This is a genomic window from Micromonospora sp. WMMA2032 (assembly GCF_002688545.1).
GTDB classification, from domain to species: Bacteria; Actinomycetota; Actinomycetes; order Mycobacteriales; family Micromonosporaceae; genus Micromonospora; species Micromonospora sediminicola.
Window position 1 is genome coordinate 5,984,745 of the sequence record NZ_CP024052.1, and the last position, 17,367, is coordinate 6,002,111.

General features: G+C 72.3%; 19 protein-coding genes. 9 read left to right on the forward strand and 10 right to left on the reverse strand.

Features of this window, described 5'->3' with window-relative positions; all coding sequences use genetic code 11:
- The first annotated feature begins 146 nt into the window (after positions 1-146).
- Positions 147-1,121, forward strand: coding sequence for a carbohydrate kinase family protein (locus tag CO540_RS27840; protein WP_091573195.1), 975 nt, complete (start codon positions 147-149; stop codon positions 1,119-1,121).
- On the forward strand, positions 1,118-1,666 hold the full coding sequence (locus CO540_RS27845; RefSeq protein ID WP_099164227.1) for an ATP-binding protein: 549 nt from the start codon (positions 1,118-1,120) through the stop codon (positions 1,664-1,666). The genes CO540_RS27840 and CO540_RS27845 overlap by 4 nt, the downstream gene beginning before the upstream one ends.
- A gap of 68 nt (positions 1,667-1,734) precedes the next feature.
- Here the strand turns inward: CO540_RS27845 and CO540_RS27850 are convergent, their stop codons facing one another.
- Entirely contained in the window at positions 1,735-1,959 is a 225-nt protein-coding gene (locus CO540_RS27850; protein WP_091573197.1) for a sulfurtransferase TusA family protein, read from the reverse strand.
- Positions 1,956-3,107 carry a cysteine desulfurase family protein gene (locus CO540_RS27855; protein WP_099164228.1) on the reverse strand — a complete coding sequence of 384 codons (1,152 nt, stop codon included), beginning with the start codon at positions 3,105-3,107 and terminating at the stop codon, positions 1,956-1,958. Before CO540_RS27855 ends, CO540_RS27850 begins: the two co-directional genes overlap by 4 nt.
- Positions 3,108-3,279: 172 nt before the next feature.
- On the opposite strand from CO540_RS27855, the gene coxB reads away from it, so the two are divergent.
- Positions 3,280-4,251: a cytochrome c oxidase subunit II gene (gene coxB, locus CO540_RS27860; protein WP_099164229.1), complete on the forward strand. Its 972-nt coding sequence runs from the start codon at positions 3,280-3,282 to the stop codon at positions 4,249-4,251.
- A gap of 10 nt (positions 4,252-4,261) precedes the next feature.
- Complete coding sequence (locus CO540_RS27865; RefSeq protein ID WP_099164230.1) at positions 4,262-4,690, forward strand: cytochrome c oxidase subunit 4; 429 nt, start codon at positions 4,262-4,264, stop codon at positions 4,688-4,690.
- 840 nt (positions 4,691-5,530) lie between these two features.
- Here CO540_RS27865 and CO540_RS27875 read toward each other — a convergent pair.
- The 4 genes from CO540_RS27875 to CO540_RS27890 form a co-directional block, all read right to left on the reverse strand.
- Positions 5,531-5,728 carry a hypothetical protein gene (locus tag CO540_RS27875; protein ID WP_099164232.1) on the reverse strand — a complete coding sequence of 66 codons (198 nt, stop codon included), beginning with the start codon at positions 5,726-5,728 and terminating at the stop codon, positions 5,531-5,533.
- A 105-nt stretch (positions 5,729-5,833) separates the two neighbouring features.
- Complete coding sequence (trpD, locus tag CO540_RS27880) at positions 5,834-6,880, reverse strand: anthranilate phosphoribosyltransferase (protein WP_099164233.1); 1,047 nt, start codon at positions 6,878-6,880, stop codon at positions 5,834-5,836.
- Between the two features lie 79 nt (positions 6,881-6,959).
- Positions 6,960-7,358, reverse strand: a complete 399-nt coding sequence (locus CO540_RS27885) for a hypothetical protein (protein WP_091573203.1) — start codon at positions 7,356-7,358, stop codon at positions 6,960-6,962.
- An 81-nt stretch (positions 7,359-7,439) separates the two neighbouring features.
- On the reverse strand, positions 7,440-8,393 hold the full coding sequence (locus CO540_RS27890; protein WP_099164234.1) for a cytochrome c oxidase assembly protein: 954 nt from the start codon (positions 8,391-8,393) through the stop codon (positions 7,440-7,442).
- Positions 8,394-8,501: 108 nt separating this feature from the next.
- Between CO540_RS27890 and CO540_RS27895 the strand changes: the two genes are divergently transcribed.
- The 5 genes from CO540_RS27895 (at position 8,502) to CO540_RS27915 (ending at position 13,679) form a co-directional block, all read left to right on the forward strand.
- Entirely contained in the window at positions 8,502-9,101 is a 600-nt protein-coding gene (locus tag CO540_RS27895) for a heme-copper oxidase subunit III (protein WP_091573205.1), read from the forward strand.
- 72 nt (positions 9,102-9,173) lie between these two features.
- On the forward strand, positions 9,174-10,007 hold the full coding sequence (locus CO540_RS27900; protein WP_091573206.1) for a cytochrome c: 834 nt from the start codon (positions 9,174-9,176) through the stop codon (positions 10,005-10,007).
- A 67-nt stretch (positions 10,008-10,074) separates the two neighbouring features.
- Positions 10,075-11,163, forward strand: a complete 1,089-nt coding sequence (locus CO540_RS27905) for a ubiquinol-cytochrome c reductase iron-sulfur subunit (protein WP_099164235.1) — start codon at positions 10,075-10,077, stop codon at positions 11,161-11,163.
- Positions 11,160-12,791 carry a cytochrome b N-terminal domain-containing protein gene (locus CO540_RS27910; protein ID WP_091573208.1) on the forward strand — a complete coding sequence of 544 codons (1,632 nt, stop codon included), beginning with the start codon at positions 11,160-11,162 and terminating at the stop codon, positions 12,789-12,791. Before CO540_RS27905 ends, CO540_RS27910 begins: the two co-directional genes overlap by 4 nt.
- A 210-nt stretch (positions 12,792-13,001) precedes the next feature.
- Positions 13,002-13,679, forward strand: a complete 678-nt coding sequence (locus tag CO540_RS27915) for a DUF4142 domain-containing protein (protein WP_091573209.1) — start codon at positions 13,002-13,004, stop codon at positions 13,677-13,679.
- A gap of 60 nt (positions 13,680-13,739) precedes the next feature.
- Here CO540_RS27915 and CO540_RS27920 read toward each other — a convergent pair whose 3' ends face one another.
- Genes CO540_RS27920 through CO540_RS27935 form a run of 4 tightly spaced genes read right to left on the reverse strand, consistent with a single transcriptional unit; the run spans position 13,740 to position 17,328 of the window.
- A complete protein-coding gene (locus tag CO540_RS27920; protein WP_013287689.1) occupies positions 13,740-14,027 on the reverse strand; it encodes an Lrp/AsnC family transcriptional regulator in 288 nt (95 codons plus the stop codon).
- 52 nt (positions 14,028-14,079) lie between these two features.
- On the reverse strand, positions 14,080-14,955 hold the full coding sequence (locus tag CO540_RS27925; protein WP_091573210.1) for an NTP transferase domain-containing protein: 876 nt from the start codon (positions 14,953-14,955) through the stop codon (positions 14,080-14,082).
- Positions 14,952-15,491 (reverse strand): NUDIX hydrolase, encoded by a 540-nt coding sequence (locus CO540_RS27930; protein ID WP_098746719.1) that lies wholly within the window; start codon positions 15,489-15,491, stop codon positions 14,952-14,954. Before CO540_RS27930 ends, CO540_RS27925 begins: the two co-directional genes overlap by 4 nt.
- 49 nt (positions 15,492-15,540) lie before the next feature.
- Positions 15,541-17,328, reverse strand: coding sequence for a bifunctional (p)ppGpp synthetase/guanosine-3',5'-bis(diphosphate) 3'-pyrophosphohydrolase (locus tag CO540_RS27935; RefSeq protein ID WP_099164988.1), 1,788 nt, complete (start codon positions 17,326-17,328; stop codon positions 15,541-15,543).
- Between the last annotated feature and the right edge of the window lie 39 nt (positions 17,329-17,367).

Below are 17,367 nucleotides of genomic sequence, written 5' to 3' on the forward strand. Positions count from 1 at the left end.
GGTCCCGCCGTTTCGTCGTACCGGTGGGTGTCCGTGCGGTGACGTCCGGATGTGCGGGGAGCGACCGGTCGGCGGCCGACCGCCGTCCGGGCGACCGGACCGACCGGTAGGCTGACCGCGCCGTGCTCCCGACCACGAGGGTTGACATGAAGATCGCCGTGACCGGCTCGATCGCGACCGACCACCTGATGAGCTTCCCCGGCCGCTTCGCCGACCAGCTCATCGCCGACCAGCTCGACAAGGTCTCGCTGTCCTTCCTCGTCGACGAGCTGGTGCTGCGGCGCGGTGGCACCGCCGCCAACATCGCGTTCGGCATGGCCCAGCTCGGGCTGCGACCGGTGCTCCTCGGCGCCGTCGGCGCGGACTTCGCCGACTACCGCTCCTGGCTGGAGCGGCACGGCGTGGACTGCGACTCGGTGCACGTCAGCGAGGTGGCGCACACGGCCCGCTTCGTCTGCACCACCGACACCGACATGTGCCAGATCGCCTCGTTCTACGCCGGCGCGATGAGCGAGGCCCGCAACATCGAGCTGTCCCCGGTCGCGCAGCGGCTCGGCGGGCTGGACCTGGTGCTGGTCAGCGCCAACGACCCGGCCGCGATGATCCGGCACTCCGCCGAGTGCCGCGACCGCGGCTACTCCTTCGTCGCCGACCCCTCGCAGCAGCTCGCCCGGATGGACGGCGCGGACGTGCTCGGCCTGATCGACGGCGCCGACTACCTGATGACCAACGAGTACGAGCGGTCGCTGCTGCAGAGCAAGGCCGGTCTCACCGACGAGCAGCTGCTGGACCGGGTGAAGGTGCGGGTCACCACGCTGGGCAAGCAGGGCGTGGAGATCGCCGGCCGGGAGGTCGGCACCATCCGGGTGCCGATCGCGCGGGAGATCCAGGCGGTCGACCCGACCGGCGTCGGTGACGGCTTCCGGGCCGGCTTCTTCGCCGCGCTCGACTGGGGCGTCGGCCTGGAGCGCGCGGCCCAGGTCGGCTGCCTGCTGGCCACGCTCGTGCTGGAGAACTTCGGTGGCCAGGAGTACGAGGTCCGCCGGGACCTGTTCGTGAAGCGGCTCGCCGAGTCGTACGGCGACGCGGCCGCCGAGGACGTCCGGCCGCACCTGCTGTGACCGGCGTGGCGGGCGGCGGCGGGGTGGACCCGGGGGTCCGCGCCGGCGCCGGCGGCCCGCTGCTGGTCGCGTTCGCCGGGCTGCCCGGCGTGGGCAAGAGCACCCTGGCCACCCGGGTCGGCGCGGCGTTGCGCGCCCCGGTGCTGCCGGTCGACCCGGTCGAACGGGCGCTGGGCCGCTACGGCCTCACCGGCGACGTGTCCGGCATGGCCGCCTACGGGGCGGTCGCCGGGCTGGCCGAGGTGCAGCTCGGCCTGGGGTTCAGCGTGGTGGTCGACGCGGTGAACCCGGTCGCCAGCGCGCGCGGCCTCTGGCACGACCTGGCCGAGCGGGCCGGGGTGCCGCTGCGGGTGATCGAGGTGCACTGCGGCGACGAGGCGGAGCACCGCCGCCGGGTCGAGGCCCGGCCGCCCGAGGAGCACGTCACCTGGGAACAGACGCTGCGGCGCCGGGCCGAGTACGAGCCGCTGATCGGCCCGCGCCTGGTGGTCGACACCGCCGTGGCCGTCGACCCGCTTCCCGGCATCCTCGCCTACCTGGGCTGAGCTCCGGCCGTCACCGGCGTTAAAAGGGGCCCCCTGCTCTACCGGAGGCGTTAAGAAGGGGCCCCTCCTTACACCCGGACGTCGTAGGCGGGACCGGCGTGCGGGTGGGCGGCGAGGAACTCGTGCCCCCGCATCCGGCACCACGCCGGGATGTCCACCGCGGCGGCCGGGTCGTCGGCGAGCACCCGGACCACCGCGCCGGCCGGCAACCCGGGCACCCGGCGAGCGAGATTGATCACCGGCAGCGGGCAGCGCTGCCCCCGACAGTCGAGCACCTCGTCCGGTTCGCTCACAGGTCGGTCACCCCCGCCTCGGCGCGCAGGGCCGCGACGATCCCGGGCAGCTCGGCGAGGAACCGCTCCACGTCCGCCTCGGTGGTCTCCCGGTGCAGCGACACCCGCACGTTGCCGTGCGACAGCACCCCCATCGCCTCCAGCACGTGTGACGGCCGCAACGTCGAGGACGTGCAGGACGAGCCGGAGGAGACCGCGAAGCCACGCCGGTCCAGCGCGTGCAGCAGCGCCTCGCCGTCCACGTACAGGCAGGAGAACGTCACCAGGTGCGGCAACCGGTCCACCGGGTCGCCGACCACCTCCACGTCCGGCACCTCCGCCGCCACCCGGGTCCGGATCCGGTCCACCAGCGGCGCCAGCCGGGCCGCCTCGGCCGCCGCGTCGGCCGCCGCCGCGCGCAGGCTCGCCGCCGCGGCCACCACCGCCGGCAGGTTCACCACCCCCGGCGTACGCCCCGACTCCCGCTCGTCGGCCGGGTACGGCGACTCCCACCGGGTGCCCTTGCGCACCGCCAGCAGCCCGACGCCGGGCGGGCCGCCCCACTTGTGCGCGCTGGCGGTCAGCACCGACCAGCCCGCCGGCAGCGGCGCCCGGCCGACCAGCTGCGCCGCGTCCACGTACAGCGGCACCCCGGCCTCGGCGCACAGCTCGGCCGCGGCGGGCACCGGCTGCACGGTGCCCACCTCGTGGCTGGCTCCGATCAGCGCCGCGAGGGCCACGCCGGGGGCGGCCACCGCCGCCGCCCAGGCGTCCAGGTCCAGCCGGCCCAGCCGGTCCACGGGTACGGACACCGCCGCGCCGCCGGCCGCCGTGTGCCGCTGCGCGGCGTGCAGCACCGCCGAGTGCTCGATCGCCGAGTGCACGAGCGTCGCCCCGGCCCGCCGCCGCCCGACCAGGCCACCGAGTACGGCGGCGTGCGCGGCCGCCGTACCGCTGGGGGTGAAGGAGAGCTCGTCGGCGCGGACGCCGAGCGTCTGCGCGGCGGCCTCCCGGGCGGCGTCGAGGAGCTGACGGGCCCGACGGGCCGGCGCGTAGAGCCGGGCCGGGTCGGCCCAGCCGTCGTCCAGGGCGGCCAGCATCGCCTGCCGCGCCACCGGGTGGAGCGGAGCGGCGCTGGCGGCGTCCAGGTAGACCGGGGAGGCGTCCATGACGTTCCACGCTATCGCTCGGGTACGCCCAAGATCCCCCCGATGGGGGCGGACAGTGACCCCAAGACGGTCAGGCCCGCCATGGTCGAGTAATCTGCGACCGTCGGTGACGCCTTTGCCGTCGGTGTCAAGAACACGGAATCGCCGCGGCGCGCTAGGGAGGCAGGACCAGGTGGTCGCAAGGAGTTCGGAGGTACGGCCGTCGGCCGTACGGCACAGCGCTTCCCCGGGGGCCGGTGGGCGCCGGCGGCGTGGTGCTGGTCGAATCGCCGGGCTCGGTCTCGGCGGAGCGGCGCTGCTGGTTCTGCTCACCGGCTGTGACGTCGGCAAGACGTTCGACGGCTTCGGCTGGCCGCAGGGCGGCATCACCCCCGAGTCGCACCGGATGTACGACCTGTGGATCGCGTCCTGCATCGCGGCGCTCGCGGTCGGCGTCTTCGTGTGGGGCCTGATCTTCTGGTGCGTGATCCGCTACCGCAAGCGCGGCAACGAGCTGCCGGTGCAGACCCGCTACAACCTGCCGATGGAGTTCCTCTACACCATCGCGCCGATCCTCGTGGTCTCCGTGCTCTTCTACTACACGGCGGTCGTGCAGACCGACGTGAACAAGGAGTCGAAGAACCCGGACGTCACCGTCGAGGTCGTCGCCTTCAAGTGGAACTGGCAGTTCAACTACCGCGACGGCCAGGGCCGTGACGCCAACACCGTCGCCTCGGTGCTGGGCACCAGCGAGGTCATCCCGGTGCTGGTGCTGCCGAGCGGCCGGTCGATCCGGTTCGAGGAGCAGAGCCGCGACGTCGTCCACTCGTTCTGGGTGCCGGAGCTGCTGTTCAAGCGCGACGTGATGCCGGGCAGCATCCGCAACACGTTCGAGGTCTCCAGCATCGACCAGGAGGGGGCGTTCGTCGGCCGCTGCGCCGAGCTGTGCGGCAGCTACCACGCCTTCATGAACTTCGAGCTGCGGGTCGTCTCGCCGGAGAAGTACGAGCAGTTCCTGGCGGCCAAGAAGGGCGGCCAGTCGACCCAGGACGCGCTCAAGGCGATCGGCGAGCCCGAGTACGCCACCGAGACGAAGCCGTTCGACACCCGCCGCACCAAGGACAACTTCAACCCGTCCGACGCGACGGCCGGCGCGGGAAACTGAGGGGTTCGGCATGAAGACCGAGTGGAAGATCTTCCTGACCATCGCCACGTTCCTCCTCGGCGCGACCGTCCTCTACGGCGCCTGGACGTACGCCGACAGCGACGGCCGGGTCGAGTGGGTCGGCACCGTGGCACTGCTGCTCTCGTTCCTGCTCTGCGCGATGTGCGGCGGCTTCTTCTGGTTCGTCTCCCGCCGGATCGACCTGCGGCCGGAGGACCGGGCCGACGGTGAGATCGCCGACGGCGCCGGTGAGATCGGCTTCTTCAGCCCGGGCAGCTACTGGCCGTTCGGCCTGGCCCTGGCCGCCGCGATCGCCGGCCTCGGGCTCGTGTTCTGGCAGTTCTGGCTGCTGGGCCTGGGCATGGTGGCGGTCGTCTTCGCCACCTGCGGGCTGCTCTTCGAGTACTACTCCGGCACCCGCCGCACCGCCGAGCACTGACCCCCGAACCACCAGTCAGGCCCGCCGCCCCTCCGGGGCAGCGGGCCTGACTGTTTCCCCCTCTGGCGCCGTTGACCATGAAGTTGGCGGCGCGATCCGCCCCTTTCATCCCCGCCAACTTCATGATCGACGGCTCTCCGTGGTGGGTGACGGCGGGTTGGTGCTCGCTGTGGACGACGGGTCGCCGAGGTCTCGGCCGGACCTGGGCGGTGGCGCCTGGTGCGGGATGGCCGGGCGATCCTGCCCCTCTCGCGCCTGCCCCTCTCGCGCCCGCCTCGCGCTCGTCCAGCGCCGGCTCTGGGCCGCCTGTCGGTCCGTCCGCTGCCTGCCCTGACCCACCTGTCTGACGTTGATCAAGGAGTTTGTGTCGCCTGGGGCGTCGTCACCTGACGCCAACTCCTTGATCACCGGGTGCTGGGGTGGAAGGGGAGTGGGTGGGGGATGGGTCCGGGGGGGGGGGGGGGGCGGTGGGGCCTGGCGGGCTGGTGCTGGATGGTGGCGCGGTGGGACAGGCTTGGGTGCCTGCCTGCCGGGGCTCGGCTGCCGCCATGGGTCTGCCCGCCGGCTCGGCTCAGGGGGGCCCGGCTCGGCTCGGCCCGGACGGGCGATCGCGGCCTTGCCTGGCCCTGCCGGCGCCCCGCTCAGTCCTGCCCTACCCGGCGCTGTGGGGCAGTGGCCGAGGGGGGCCACGGTCGGCTGGCGGGTGGGAGGGGCGTGACGTCGCTGCGCTGGTCGCCGCTGGCCGGCGGCGCGGACCTTTCGGTGGTGGCTCGTCCTGCCGAGGTCCGACCGGCGGACGAGAAGAAGATCGGCGATCCGGCGGGAGCGGAACCGGGGTGGTCAGGCGGCGTGGCGGTGGGCGGCGCGGCGGGCCGGGCGGCGGGACGGGCGCAACGCGTGCGGGGCGATCAGGATCGCCGTGCCGCAGCCGGTGCAGATCAGCTCGGGGCAGTCGACGCCGTGCCCGTCGCCGCAGGGCGGCGCCTCGAACAGCACGACGCCCTCACAGGTGTCGCAGGGCAACTCGCGGGCGGACACGGGCGTCTCCTCTCGGACCGGTGCCGGTCGCGGCGGGGAAGCCATCGACCGAAAACGGAAAATTACTCCCGTGTAGTTTGGCACGCGGGTATGACAGACACCCGTTCAGGCGGTGCGGGCGACCTCCAGCCAGCGGTCCAACGCGGCAGCGGCGGAGCCCGAGTCCACCGACTCGGCGGCCCGGACCAGGTTGGCCCGCAGCGCCTCGTGCAGGTCGCCGTCGAGCGGGCCCTGGGTGGACAGCGCGACCGCGGCGTTCACCAGCACCGCGTCCCGCACCGGGCCGGTCTCGCCGGCCAGCAGCCGCCGGACCACGTCGGCGTTGTGGACGGCGTCTCCGCCCCGCAGGTCGGCCAGGGTGGCCCGGGGCACCCCGAGCTCCGCCGCGTCCAGCAGGGCCTCCCTGACGGCGCCCTGCTGGGCCACCCAGACCCGGGTCGGCGCGCCGGTGCTGAACTCGTCCAGCCCGTCCTCACCGCGGACCACGATCGCCGAGTCGCCCCGAGCGGCGAAGACGGCCGCCATCACCGGCGCCATCCGCCGGTCGAAGCAGCCGACCGCGCCCGCGCGCGGGCGCGCCGGGTTGGTCAGCGGGCCGAGGAAGTTGAACGCGGTGGGTACGCCGATCTCCCGCCGGACCGGACCGGTGTGGCGCATGCCGGGGTGGAACCGGGCGGCGAAGCAGAAGCCGATGCCGGCCTCGGTGACGCAGCGCGCCACCTGCTCCGGTTCCAGGTCCAGCGGCACGCCGAGCTGCTCCAGCACGTCGGCCGTGCCGCACGAGGAGGAGGCGGCCCGGTTGCCGTGCTTGACCACCCGGACCCCGGCGCCGGCGACCACCAGGGCGGCCATGGTGGAGATGTTGACCGTGTGGGCCAGGTCCCCGCCGGTGCCCACCACGTCCAGCGCGGTGGCGCGCACCTCTTCGGGCAGGCGTACCGGCACGGCCCGGGTGAGCATCGTCTCGACCAGGCCACCCAGCTCGGCCGGGGTCTCACCCTTGGTGCGCAGCGCCACGGCGAACCCGGCGATCTGCGCCGGGGTGGCCGAGCCGGCCATGATCTCGCCCATCGCCCAGGCGGTGTCGGCGGTGGAGAGCTCCTCGCCGCGCAGCAGCGCGTTGAGCAGAAGCGGCCAGGTCCGTTCGCCCATGGCGGGCCTCCCGAGCGGCGTGAGTGAAGCGGTTGGGGGCGCGCGCCACGGCCGCGTCGCCGTGGCGCCGCAGGATGGGTCAGGCCGCGGCGTGGGTGCGGCGCAGCAGCTCGACCACGGTGCTGCCGGCGGTCACCGGGTCGAGCGGGTGGGTCAGCGTGGCGTCGACCTCGGCGTACGCGGCCAGCCAGCGGTCGGCGGCGCGGGCCAGCACCACGCAGGTCGGCGGCGCGTCGTCGCGGTCGTCCTTGATCTGGCGGGCGATGCCGATGCCGCCGCCCGGGCTCGCCTCGCCGTCGAGCAGCAGCAGGTCGATCTCGTAGTCGTCGACCAGCCGGACGCAGCCGGCGTAGTCGTCGGCCTCGACGAACTCGATCTCGATGCCGGGCGCCGGCCGGGTGCCGACGGCGAGCCGCATCCGGTCCCGGACCTTCGGGTCGTCGCTGTAGAGCAGGACGGTGCAAAGACGATCGCTCATCGTGACGTGGCTCCCACCTCGTAGCTGCCCGCTGATCGTAGCGGGCGTCACATTCGACCCGACGCCCTGCCCGGGCGGGACTCAGGCGCTGGCCTCCGCGGCCTTCTGGCGGGCCTCCTGGCGGTCCAGTTCCCGGTCCAGCCGGCGGGCCTCGCGCTCGGACTGCTTGATCCACTGGACCACCAGCACGGCCAGCATGGTGACGCTGACGAACTCACCGCCGGCCCAGAGCACGCCGCCGGCGACCACCTGGTCCTCCCAGGGGTCGGACCAGGACAGGTTCAGCGACGGGTACCAGTCGCCGCCGAACAGCGTGGTGCTCTGCATGATGGTGAGCCCGAGCACGGTGTGGAACGGCACGGAGAGCACCATGAGCAGCGCGCGGGCCGGGTAGGGCCAGCGACCGGGCAGCGGGTCCAGGCCGAGCAACGGCCAGAAGAAGACGCAGCCGGTGGCGATGAAGTGCGCGTGCACCAGCTCGTGCGCCCACTCGTGCCGCAGCGTGAACTCGTAGAGGTCGGTGAAGTAGAGCGCGAACGGGTTCACCACGAAGATGGTGAACGCCACCAGCGGGAAGCTGTAGATCCGGGCGATCCGGCTGTGCACGATCGCCAGCAGCCGCTTGCGGGGCCGCACCGGCAGCGTGCGCAGCGCCAGCGTCACCGGGGCGCCGAGGGCCAGGAAGATCGGCGCGATCATCGACAGCACCATGTGCTGCACCATGTGCACCGAGAGCAGGGCGGTGTCGTACGCGCCGAGGCCGGTGAGCGTGACGAGCGCGATACCGCCGAGGCCGGGGCCGAGGAACGCCACCGTGCGGATGACCGGCCACCGGTCGCCGCGCAGCCGCAACCGGTGCACCCCGTAGAGGTAGAGGCCGGCGGCGAGCACCAGGCCCAGGGTGAGCCAGCTGTCCAGCCGGGTCTCGGTGAGCACCCGGGCGACGGTGAACGGCGGCGGGGCGGCCTCGCCTCCCGCCGCGAGCGTCGCCGGAGCCGCCGAGGTGACGGCGAGGATCTGATCGACGTGCAGCACGCTTTTCAGGGTAGGTCAGGCGAAGCGGACGACCACGATCGGGCCACTGCGGGCACCGGTTTGCCACCCCGCTGATCGTCGGTCCCGGTCAAGGGCAATAATGACCGCGTGACTGCGGCCCCAGCCATTGACAAGAGCCGGATCCACTCCCTGACGCGTCCCAACATGGTCAGCGTCGGGACGATCGTGTGGCTCTCCAGCGAACTCATGTTCTTCGCGGCGCTGTTCGCGATGTACTTCTCGATCCGCGCGGCGGCGCCGGAGCTGTGGGAGAAGCACACCGAGGCCCTCGACGTGCCCTACGCGACCACCTTCACGGTGATCCTGGTGCTCTCCTCGGTGACCTGCCAGCTCGGTGTCTTCGCGGCCGAGAAGGGCGACGTCCACGCCCTGCGTCGGTGGTTCACGATCACCTTCGTGATGGGCCTGATCTTCGTGCTCGGCCAGCTGAACGAGTACCGCCACCTGGTGCACGAGGGCGTCAAGATCAACGAAGACGGTTACGGGTCGATGTTCTACCTCACCACCGGCTTCCACGGTCTGCACGTGACCGGCGGTCTGGTCGCCTTCATCATCTTCATGATCCGCACCACCATGGGTCGGTTCACCCCGGCCCAGGCGACCTCGGCAATCGTCGTGTCCTACTACTGGCACTTCGTCGACGTCGTGTGGATCGGGCTCTACGCCATGATCTACTGGCTTCAGTGATCTTGGCGCGTCACGAACCGCGCCGCTGCTCCGTCCCCTGAGACAAGGTCCAACCGGTTAAGGACACAGGTCATGACTTCTGACAACGACCGCCGACGCGGTCTGCTCGCGCGGCTGCGCGGGCGGCCCGTAGCGCGCAGCAGGGGCCGCCGCCGGCTGGGCGCCGCGGTCCGGCTGGCCGCCGCGCTGATGCTGGCCGGCGGCGCCTACACCGTCTTCGCCCCGGGCGTGCAGGCGCAGGACAACCCGCCGCTGAGCGCCGCCGGCAACGAGGGCAAGGCGCTGTTCGACGTGAGCTGTGTGACCTGTCACGGTCGCAACGCCCAGGGCGTCGAGGGGCGGGGTCCGAGCCTGATCGGCGTCGGATCGGCCTCGGTGGAGTTCCAGGTCAGCAGCGGCCGCATGCCCATGGCCCGGCAGGAGGCCCAGGCGATGCGCAAGCCGCCGGTCTTCACCGACGAGCAGGTGCGCCAGCTGGGCCAGTACATCCAGGAGCTGGGCGGTGGCCCGCAGGTGCCGTCGGGCAACCTGCGTGAGGGCGCCAACATGTCCACCGGTGGCGAGCTGTTCCGGATCAACTGCTCGCAGTGCCACGCCTTCGGTGGTGGCGGCGGCGCGCTCTCCTCCGGCAAGTACGCCCCGAGCCTGAAGCCGGCCAGCGACCGGCAGATCTACGCCGCCATGCTGAGCGGCCCGCAGAACATGCCGGTGTTCGGCGACAACCAGATCACTCCGCAGGAGAAGGCGGACATCATCGCCTACATCCAGGAGACCCTGAAGCACGACCAGGACCAGGGCGGTTTCAACCTGGGCCGGTACGGCCCGTCGACCGAGGGTCTGGCGATCTTCCTGGTCGGCATCGTCGCGCTGGTCTTCGCGAGCCTGTGGATTGCGGGCAAGTCGTGACCCGGCCGAACATCTGTATCATTGCCCTGGTGCCGGCCACCGGCGCCACGCGTAGCGAGGTGACGGCATGAGCACCCACACCGAGCACCAGGCCCAGCCGGGCCCGGAGCCGCTCGACGTGAACGACCCCCGGCTCTCCCGGTTCGACATCGTGCAGGAAGGCGCCCGGCGCGACGACATCGAGATCGTCCACTACGAGGCGCAGGTGGTCCCGGGCAGCAAGGCCGAGCGCCGGCTGACCCGCACGGTCGCCATGATGTTCCTGCTGACCGGTGCCTTCGCCACCGCCTTCCTGGCGATCTACATCTGGTGGCCGTGGCAGTGGGAGGCCGGTCGGGGCGGCGACAAGCTCTACACCCCGCTGCTCGGGCTGACCCTGGGCCTGGCGCTCCTCGGCGTCGGCTTCGGCATCCTGACCTGGGGCAAGAAGCTGCTGCCCAAGGAGGTCTCGATCCAGGACCGGCACGACCAGGTCGACAACCCGGAGGATCGCAAGATCACCGGTGAGACCATGCTCTACCTGGCCGACGAGCTCGGGGTGAAGCGCCGTCCGCTGCTCGGCATCTCGCTGCTCGCCGGTCTCGCGCCGGTCGGCGCGGTGGTCGCGGCTCCGCTGGTCGGTGGTCTGATCCAGCAGCCGCACAAGAACAACCAGATGTTCACCACCGGCTTCCAGCCGGCCGAGGGCGGCGAGAAGATCCGGCTGATCCGCGAGGACGGCCGCCCGATCCGCCCCGCGGACGTCAGCGTCGGCGGTCAGCTCACCGTGTTCCCCGGCATCGAGGGTGGCGTCAGCAACAAGCACGCCGACTCGCCGACCCTGCTCATCCACCTGCGCGAGGACGACGCGCAGAAGTCGCGCGAGGCGAACGAGCGCAAGGGTCGCGGCGACTACATGTGGGGCAACTACGTCGCGTTCTCCAAGATCTGCACGCACGCCGGCTGCCCGGCCAGCCTCTACGAGCAGCAGACCAACCGGCTGCTCTGCCCCTGCCACCAGTCGCAGTTCCTCATCACCGACAACGCCAAGCCGATCTTCGGCCCGGCGAACCGGCCGCTGCCGCAGCTGCCGATCGAGGTGGACGAGGAGGGCTTCTTCGTGGCGAGGTCCGACTACACCGAGACCATCGGTCCCGACTTCTGGGAGCGGCCATGAAGCGCCGAAAGTTCGATCGGGCCGCGCTGCCGGCCAAGACCGCCGGGGCGGTTGACGACCGCTTCCAGGTCGCCACGCCGCTGCGCAAGCTGCTGAACAAGGTCTTCCCCGACCACTGGTCGTTCCTGCTCGGCGAGATCGCGCTCTTCTCGTTCGTGGTCCTGCTGCTGACCGGTGTGTTCCTGACCTTCTTCTACGAGCCGGCGATGACCGAGGTGGTCTACGACGGCAGCTACGCCCCGCTGCGTGGCACCCCGATGTCGGCCGCCTACGCCTCCAGCCTGGACCTCTCGTTCGACGTCCGCGGCGGCCTGATCATGCGGCAGATGCACCACTGGGCGGCCCTGCTGTTCATGGCCGCGATCGTGGTGCACATGCTCCGGGTCTTCTTCACCGGCGCGTTCCGCAAGCCGCGTGAGACCAACTGGATCATCGGCTCGCTGCTGTTCTGGGTCGGCTTCCTGGCCGGCTTCACCGGCTACTCGCTGCCGGACGACGGCCTGTCCGGCACCGGTCTGCGGATCGCCTCCGGCATCATCCTGTCGATTCCGGTGATCGGTTCCTGGGTCAGCTCGTCGATCTTCGGCGGGGAGTTCCCCGGCACCATCATCATCAGCCGCTTCTTCATCGCCCACGTGCTCCTCATCCCGGGCCTGCTGGTGGCGCTGATCAGCGTGCACCTGGGCCTGGTGTTCAAGCAGAAGCACACCCAGTGGCCCGGCCCCGGCCGGACCAACGAGAACGTGGTCGGCGAGCGGATGTTCCCGCGCTACGCGCTCAAGCAGGGCGGCTTCTTCATGGTCGTCTTCGGCGTGATCGCGCTGATGGGTGGCCTCTTCCAGATCAACCCGATCTGGTACTTCGGCCCGTACGAGGCGTGGGTCGTCTCGGCGGCCAGCCAGCCCGACTGGTACGTCATGTTCCTCGACGGCTCGACCCGACTCATGCCGGGCTGGGAGATCAGCATCCCGATCGGCGACGGGTACGTCATCCCGCCGCTGTTCTGGCCGACGGTCGTGCTCCCGGGCATCCTGGTGGGCCTGTCGACGATGTACCCGTTCCTGGAGGCGCGCCGCCTCAAGGACTACAAGCACCACAACCTGCTCCAGCGGCCCCGGGACGTTCCGGCCCGGACCGCGGTGGGCGCCATGGCCGTCGCCTTCTACATCGTGCTGACGCTCTCCGGCGGCAACGACGTGATCGCCGACAAGTTCCACATCAGCTTGAACGCGATGACCTGGGCCGGCCGGATCGGTCTGCTGGTCGTCCCGCCGCTGGCCTACTACATCACCTACCGGATCTGCCTGGGTCTCCAGCAGCACGACCGGGAGGTGCTGGCCCACGGCGTGGAGACCGGCATCATCCGACGCCTGCCGGACGGCCGGTTCGTCGAGGTCCACCAGCCGCTGACCTCGGCGGACGGCCACGACGGTCACGCGCCGGCGCTGGACTACGTCGGCTGGGTGGTGCCGAAGAAGATGAACCGGCTGGGCGCCCTCGGGCCCGCCATCCGGGGCTTCTTCTACCCGATCGAGAAGCCGGCCGAGGCGCCGGTCTCGCCGGGCCACCCGCCGGTCGAGCCCCGACCGGAGCGGGAGGAGATCAGCAGCGGCGAGAGCCGTCGCTGACCCCGTCGCGTACGACTGACCGTGGCGCCCGCCGGGCCATCCGGCGGGCGCCACGGCCGTTTCCGGCACTGTCGTCCGGTTGTGCCCGCCGGACGCCCGGCGGCCCCGCCCCCGTGCCCCGCCGCCCCCCGACACGGACGGGTGGAATCGCAGGAATAACCCCGGTCAGCCGGGTATCCGTGCGGTCCGACGTCTCATGGGGGAGGAAGCATGTTGGGAATCAAACGCCTGGGCCTGCTGGCCGCGCTGGTGGTCGTGGGGCTGGCGCCCGCCGCCGCGGCGCAGGCCGCGGCGCAGCCGTCGACGCAGGACACCCAGTATCTGCAGGCGGTGCACCAGGTCAACCTGTTCGAGATCACCGCCGGTAACCTGGCCCAGCAGAAGGGCCAGAACCAGCAGGTCAAGGACCTGGGCAAGATGTTCGTCACGGACCACACCCAGCTGGACCAGACGGTGCAGTCGACCGCCCAGCAGCTGAACGTGCAGCTGCCGGCCGACCCCACCGCCGACCAGCAGAAGGTCCTCGACAAGCTGAACAACCTCAGCGGGGCCGAGTTCGACAAGGCGTGGGTGACCGCCCAGCTGGCCGGCCACGTCCAGGCCATCCAGGCCACCCAGACGGAGATCTCGCAGGGCTCCGAGCAGTCGGTGGTGCAGATCGCCCAGGACGCGCTGCCGGTCCTCCAGGCGCACTACGACGCGTTGGTGGCCCTGGCCCAGACCCTGGGCATCCCGGTTCCGCAGACCAGCGCCAGCGGCACGCCCAGCCCGGGCGGCACCACGTCGCCGGCGCCGGGCGGTGGCGGCACCGAGTCGCCGGCTCCGGGCGGCACCGAGACCGAGGAGCCCGCTCCGGGCACCGAGTCCCCGGCGCCCGCGCAGAGCTGACGCACCGCACGACCCAGGTCGGCCGGCCCGTCCCCACCAGGGGCGGGCCGGCCGCCCGTCTCAGTCGGCGTTGGCCAGCCCGATCGCGAACGCCTCCTCCAGGTCGTGCTGCGAGTAGGCACGGAACGCGATGTGCGACTCGGTGTTCAGCACGCCGGGCACCTTGGAGATGCTGCCGGCGATGACCTGGGCGATCTGCTCGAACTCGCGGACCCGGACCATGGCGATCAGGTCGACGTGCCCGGCCACCGAGTAGACCTCGCTGACGCCGGGCAGGTTGGCCAGGGTCTCGGCCACCTCGGGGATGGAGTCGGTGGCGCAGTCGATCAGCACGATCGCGGTGATCACGGGACGTTTCTCCGTTCGTCGGCGACGAGGCCCATGCTAGAGCCCGGCGCGGTCACCGCGCGGCCGGGACGGTCAGGTCGGCGCCGGCCCGGACCACGCGATCGAGGCGTTCCCCGGCGGCGACGGTCGCGCCCGGCCAGATCACCGACCGGTCGACCGTGCCGTGGACCCGGGCGCCGGCGCCCACCACCGAGCGGATGACCCGGCCGTCCACGGTGGCGGACGGGTCGACCAGCCCGTCCGGGCCGGCGGCGTGCAGGTTGGCGGCCAGGTAGTCGGCCGGTGTGCCGGTGTCGTAGAAGGTGCCCCGGTAGGGGACCACGGTCAGCGCGCCGGCCGCCTCCGCCGGCCGCCACACCGCCCGGACCAGGTCGCCGAACGTGGCCGGCAGGTCCCGGACCATCCGCCAGGGCAGGAGCGAGAAACCGACGAAGCGGTGCCCGTCGAACGTGCCGGGGGCGGCCGGGTCGTCCGCCGGCTGTCCGAGCAGGCGTACGCTCCGCCCGTCCCAGCCGTCCAGCAGCGCGGCCACGTCCGGGCCCGGTGGGGTCTCCGGGTCGGCCAGGTAGGCGTCGGCGTTGCCGACGAGCACGCCCCGCCCGGCGATCCAGTCCCGCAGCCGCCCCAGCCCGCCGGCGGTGCCCAGCGGGTCGCCGGGCTCGACCGACAGGTGCGCCCGGTCACCCACCCGGGCCACCACCTGGTCGCCCAGGTAGCAGGCGTTCACCGCGACCCGGTCCGGGCCGGTCAGGCCGAGGCCGGCCAACCGTGCCAGGGCCCGGTCGAGCAGCGGCACGTTGCCGACCGGGCAGAGCGCCTTGGGCACCCGCTCGGTGAGCGGGCGCAGTCGGGTGCCCTCACCCGCCGCCAGCACGACCGCGCACACCTCGACCCCGGCCGTCGTCGCTCCGGCCGCCGGTGGGCTCACGCGGCCGGTGGCGTCGCCGGCGGGACCTCGCCGGCGCGCGGCCCGATGCCGTAGTAGCCGAGCAGGTTGGCGGTGGCGCGGCTGAGCCGGGGCAGGTCGTCCAGCGGATGCCAGGCGGCCTCGAAGACCTCGGCCCCGTCGACCGCCAGCTCGGTGCGCGACGCCGGCACCTCCGCCTCGAACACCACGTCGACCCAGCCCTTGGCGTGCACGACCGCGTTCGGCACGGCCGGCCGGAGCGCGTCGGGGGAGAGGCGGACGCCGGACTCCTCGTACAGTTCCCGGGCGGCGCCGACCACGGGCGCCTCACCGCGTTGCAGCAGACCGGCCGGCAGGGTCCAGCTGTGGCCGGGCGGCTGGCGCAGCAGCAGGATCCGCCCGGCGCCGGTGGCCTCCGTGTCCCGGACCAGCGTGACCGCCCCCACGATGTACTTCGGCACGGCCAACCGCACCAGTCGCCGCCGCAGCGGGACCGGAAGCCGGTAGAAGAGCTGGTAGCCGAGGGCCCGTCCGGTGGCACGCGCGCGGGGGATCATGCGTCCAGGCTAGTGGCCGCCGGGCGGACGCGGGCGAACGACCTTCACCCTACTGCCGGTGGTCGACCAGGTCGATCAGTTGCTGGACCACCGTGTCCGGCTCGACCGTGCGGTCGAAGACCGCCACCAGCAGCGTCTCCAGGTCGGGGTAGCCCAACTCCTCGGAGAGCCGCAGCAGCGGCAGGTCGCTGGCCAGGCCCCGGTTGTGCTTGCGCAGCGCCAGCCCGATGGAGGCGCGGCCGAGGCGGACCTTGTCGGCGATCGAGATGCCCGGTTCGGTGTGCTCGGCGAACCAGCGGTTGATCTGCATCTGGGCGTGCGGGGACTTGACGAAGCCCAGCCACTCCCGGCGCGGGCCCCGCGGGGCCACGTCCACCTCGAAGCCGCTCTCCGCGTCGCTCTCGGTGAAGATCTCCACCACGTCGCCCTCCTCCAGCTCGGAGGAGAGCGGGGCCAACCGGCCGTTGATCCGCGCGGCCAGGCAGTGGTCGCCGCGCTCGGTGCCCAGCTCGTACGCGAGGTCGACCGGGGTGGCCCCGGCCGGCAGCACCACCTGGCGACCGTCGGCGACCACCTGGATCTGCGCCTCGGCCAGGTCGCACCGCAGCGACGCCATGAACTGGGTCGGGTCGACCGTGTCCTGCTCCCAGTCGAGCACCCGGCGCAGCCAGGCCAACTCGTCGGCCCGGTCGGCGGCCCGGCCCGCGGCCCGGGGGAAGCGGTAGTGGGCGGCCACGCCGTACTCCGCGGAACGGTGCATCTCGCTGGTGCGGATCAGCACCTCCACGGTGCGGTCCTGCGGGCCGCACACGCTGGTGTGCAGCGAGCGGTAGAGGTTGTTCTTCGGGGAGGCGATGAAGTCCTTGAACCGGCCCGGCACCGGCCGCCAGAGGCCGTGCACGGCGCCGAGCGCGGCATAGCAGTCGGTCGGTGGGCCGTCCACCACGATCGCGATGCGCGGCAGATCGTACGGGGCGGCGTGGTCGCCGGCGACCGTGTCCTTCCAGATCGAGTAGAGGTGTCGCGGCCGGGGGGACACCTCGGCGTCCACCCGGTTGCGGCGCAACGCGGCCCGGGTCCGGGCCACCACGTCGCCCAGGTAGGCGTCCCAGCCCGGCCGGTCGTGCACGAACCGCTCGATCCGCGCGTGCTCGTCGGGTTGGAGGTGCAGCAGCACCACGTCGTCCAGCTCCCGTTTGAGGGTCTGGATGCCCAGCCGGTCGCAGAGCGGGACCAGCACCTCCTGCGTCTTGCGGGCGATCCGCTCCCGCGAGGCGGCCGAGCGGACGCCGAGGGTGCGCATGTTGTGCAGCCGGTCGGCCAGCTTGATGACCAGGACCCGGACGTCCTTGCCGGCCGCCACGATCATCTTGCGGACGGTCTCCGCCTCGGCGGCCTTGCCGTAGAACGCCTTGTCGAACTTGGTCACGCCGTCGACCAGGTGGGCCACCTCGCGACCGAAGTCCTCCTGGAGCGCCTGGAGCGTGTAGCGGGTGTCCTCCACGGTGTCGTGCAGCAGCGCGGCGACCAGGGTGATGGTGTCCATGCCGAGGTCGGCGCAGATCTGCGCCACCGCGAGGGGGTGGGTGATGTAGGGCTCGCCGCTCTTGCGGAACTGGCCGCGGTGCATGTTCTCGGCGATCGTGTAGGCCCGGCGCAGCACCGAGGCGTCGGCGCTGGGGTGGATCCCGCGGTGGGTGCGGACCAGGGCGGTGACCGGGTCGCCGTCGGTGGTGGGCCAGGTGAGCAGGGAGCGCAGGCGGCGGGTGAGCGGCAGCTCGCCCTGGGTCGGAAGGGCGCCGCCCAGGGCGGCGCCGTGTCCGGCGTCGACGTCCACCTGGGACACCTCCTCACCCCGACCCTCGACCGCCGGGAC

Coding starts and splice junctions, on each gene's coding strand:
- CO540_RS27930 (WP_098746719.1), bottom strand. CDS start 15,491: ATGATCCCCCGCGCGCGTGCCACCGGACGGGCCCTCGGCTACCAGCTC.
- CO540_RS27855 (WP_099164228.1), bottom strand. CDS start 3,107: ATGGACGCCTCCCCGGTCTACCTGGACGCCGCCAGCGCCGCTCCGCTC.
- CO540_RS27910 (WP_091573208.1), top strand. CDS start 11,160: ATGAAGCGCCGAAAGTTCGATCGGGCCGCGCTGCCGGCCAAGACCGCC.
- trpD (WP_099164233.1), bottom strand. CDS start 6,880: ATGGGCGAACGGACCTGGCCGCTTCTGCTCAACGCGCTGCTGCGCGGC.
- CO540_RS27905 (WP_099164235.1), top strand. CDS start 10,075: ATGAGCACCCACACCGAGCACCAGGCCCAGCCGGGCCCGGAGCCGCTC.
- CO540_RS27865 (WP_099164230.1), top strand. CDS start 4,262: ATGAAGACCGAGTGGAAGATCTTCCTGACCATCGCCACGTTCCTCCTC.
- CO540_RS27885 (WP_091573203.1), bottom strand. CDS start 7,358: ATGAGCGATCGTCTTTGCACCGTCCTGCTCTACAGCGACGACCCGAAG.
- CO540_RS27840 (WP_091573195.1), top strand. CDS start 147: ATGAAGATCGCCGTGACCGGCTCGATCGCGACCGACCACCTGATGAGC.
- CO540_RS27900 (WP_091573206.1), top strand. CDS start 9,174: ATGACTTCTGACAACGACCGCCGACGCGGTCTGCTCGCGCGGCTGCGC.
- CO540_RS27915 (WP_091573209.1), top strand. CDS start 13,002: ATGTTGGGAATCAAACGCCTGGGCCTGCTGGCCGCGCTGGTGGTCGTG.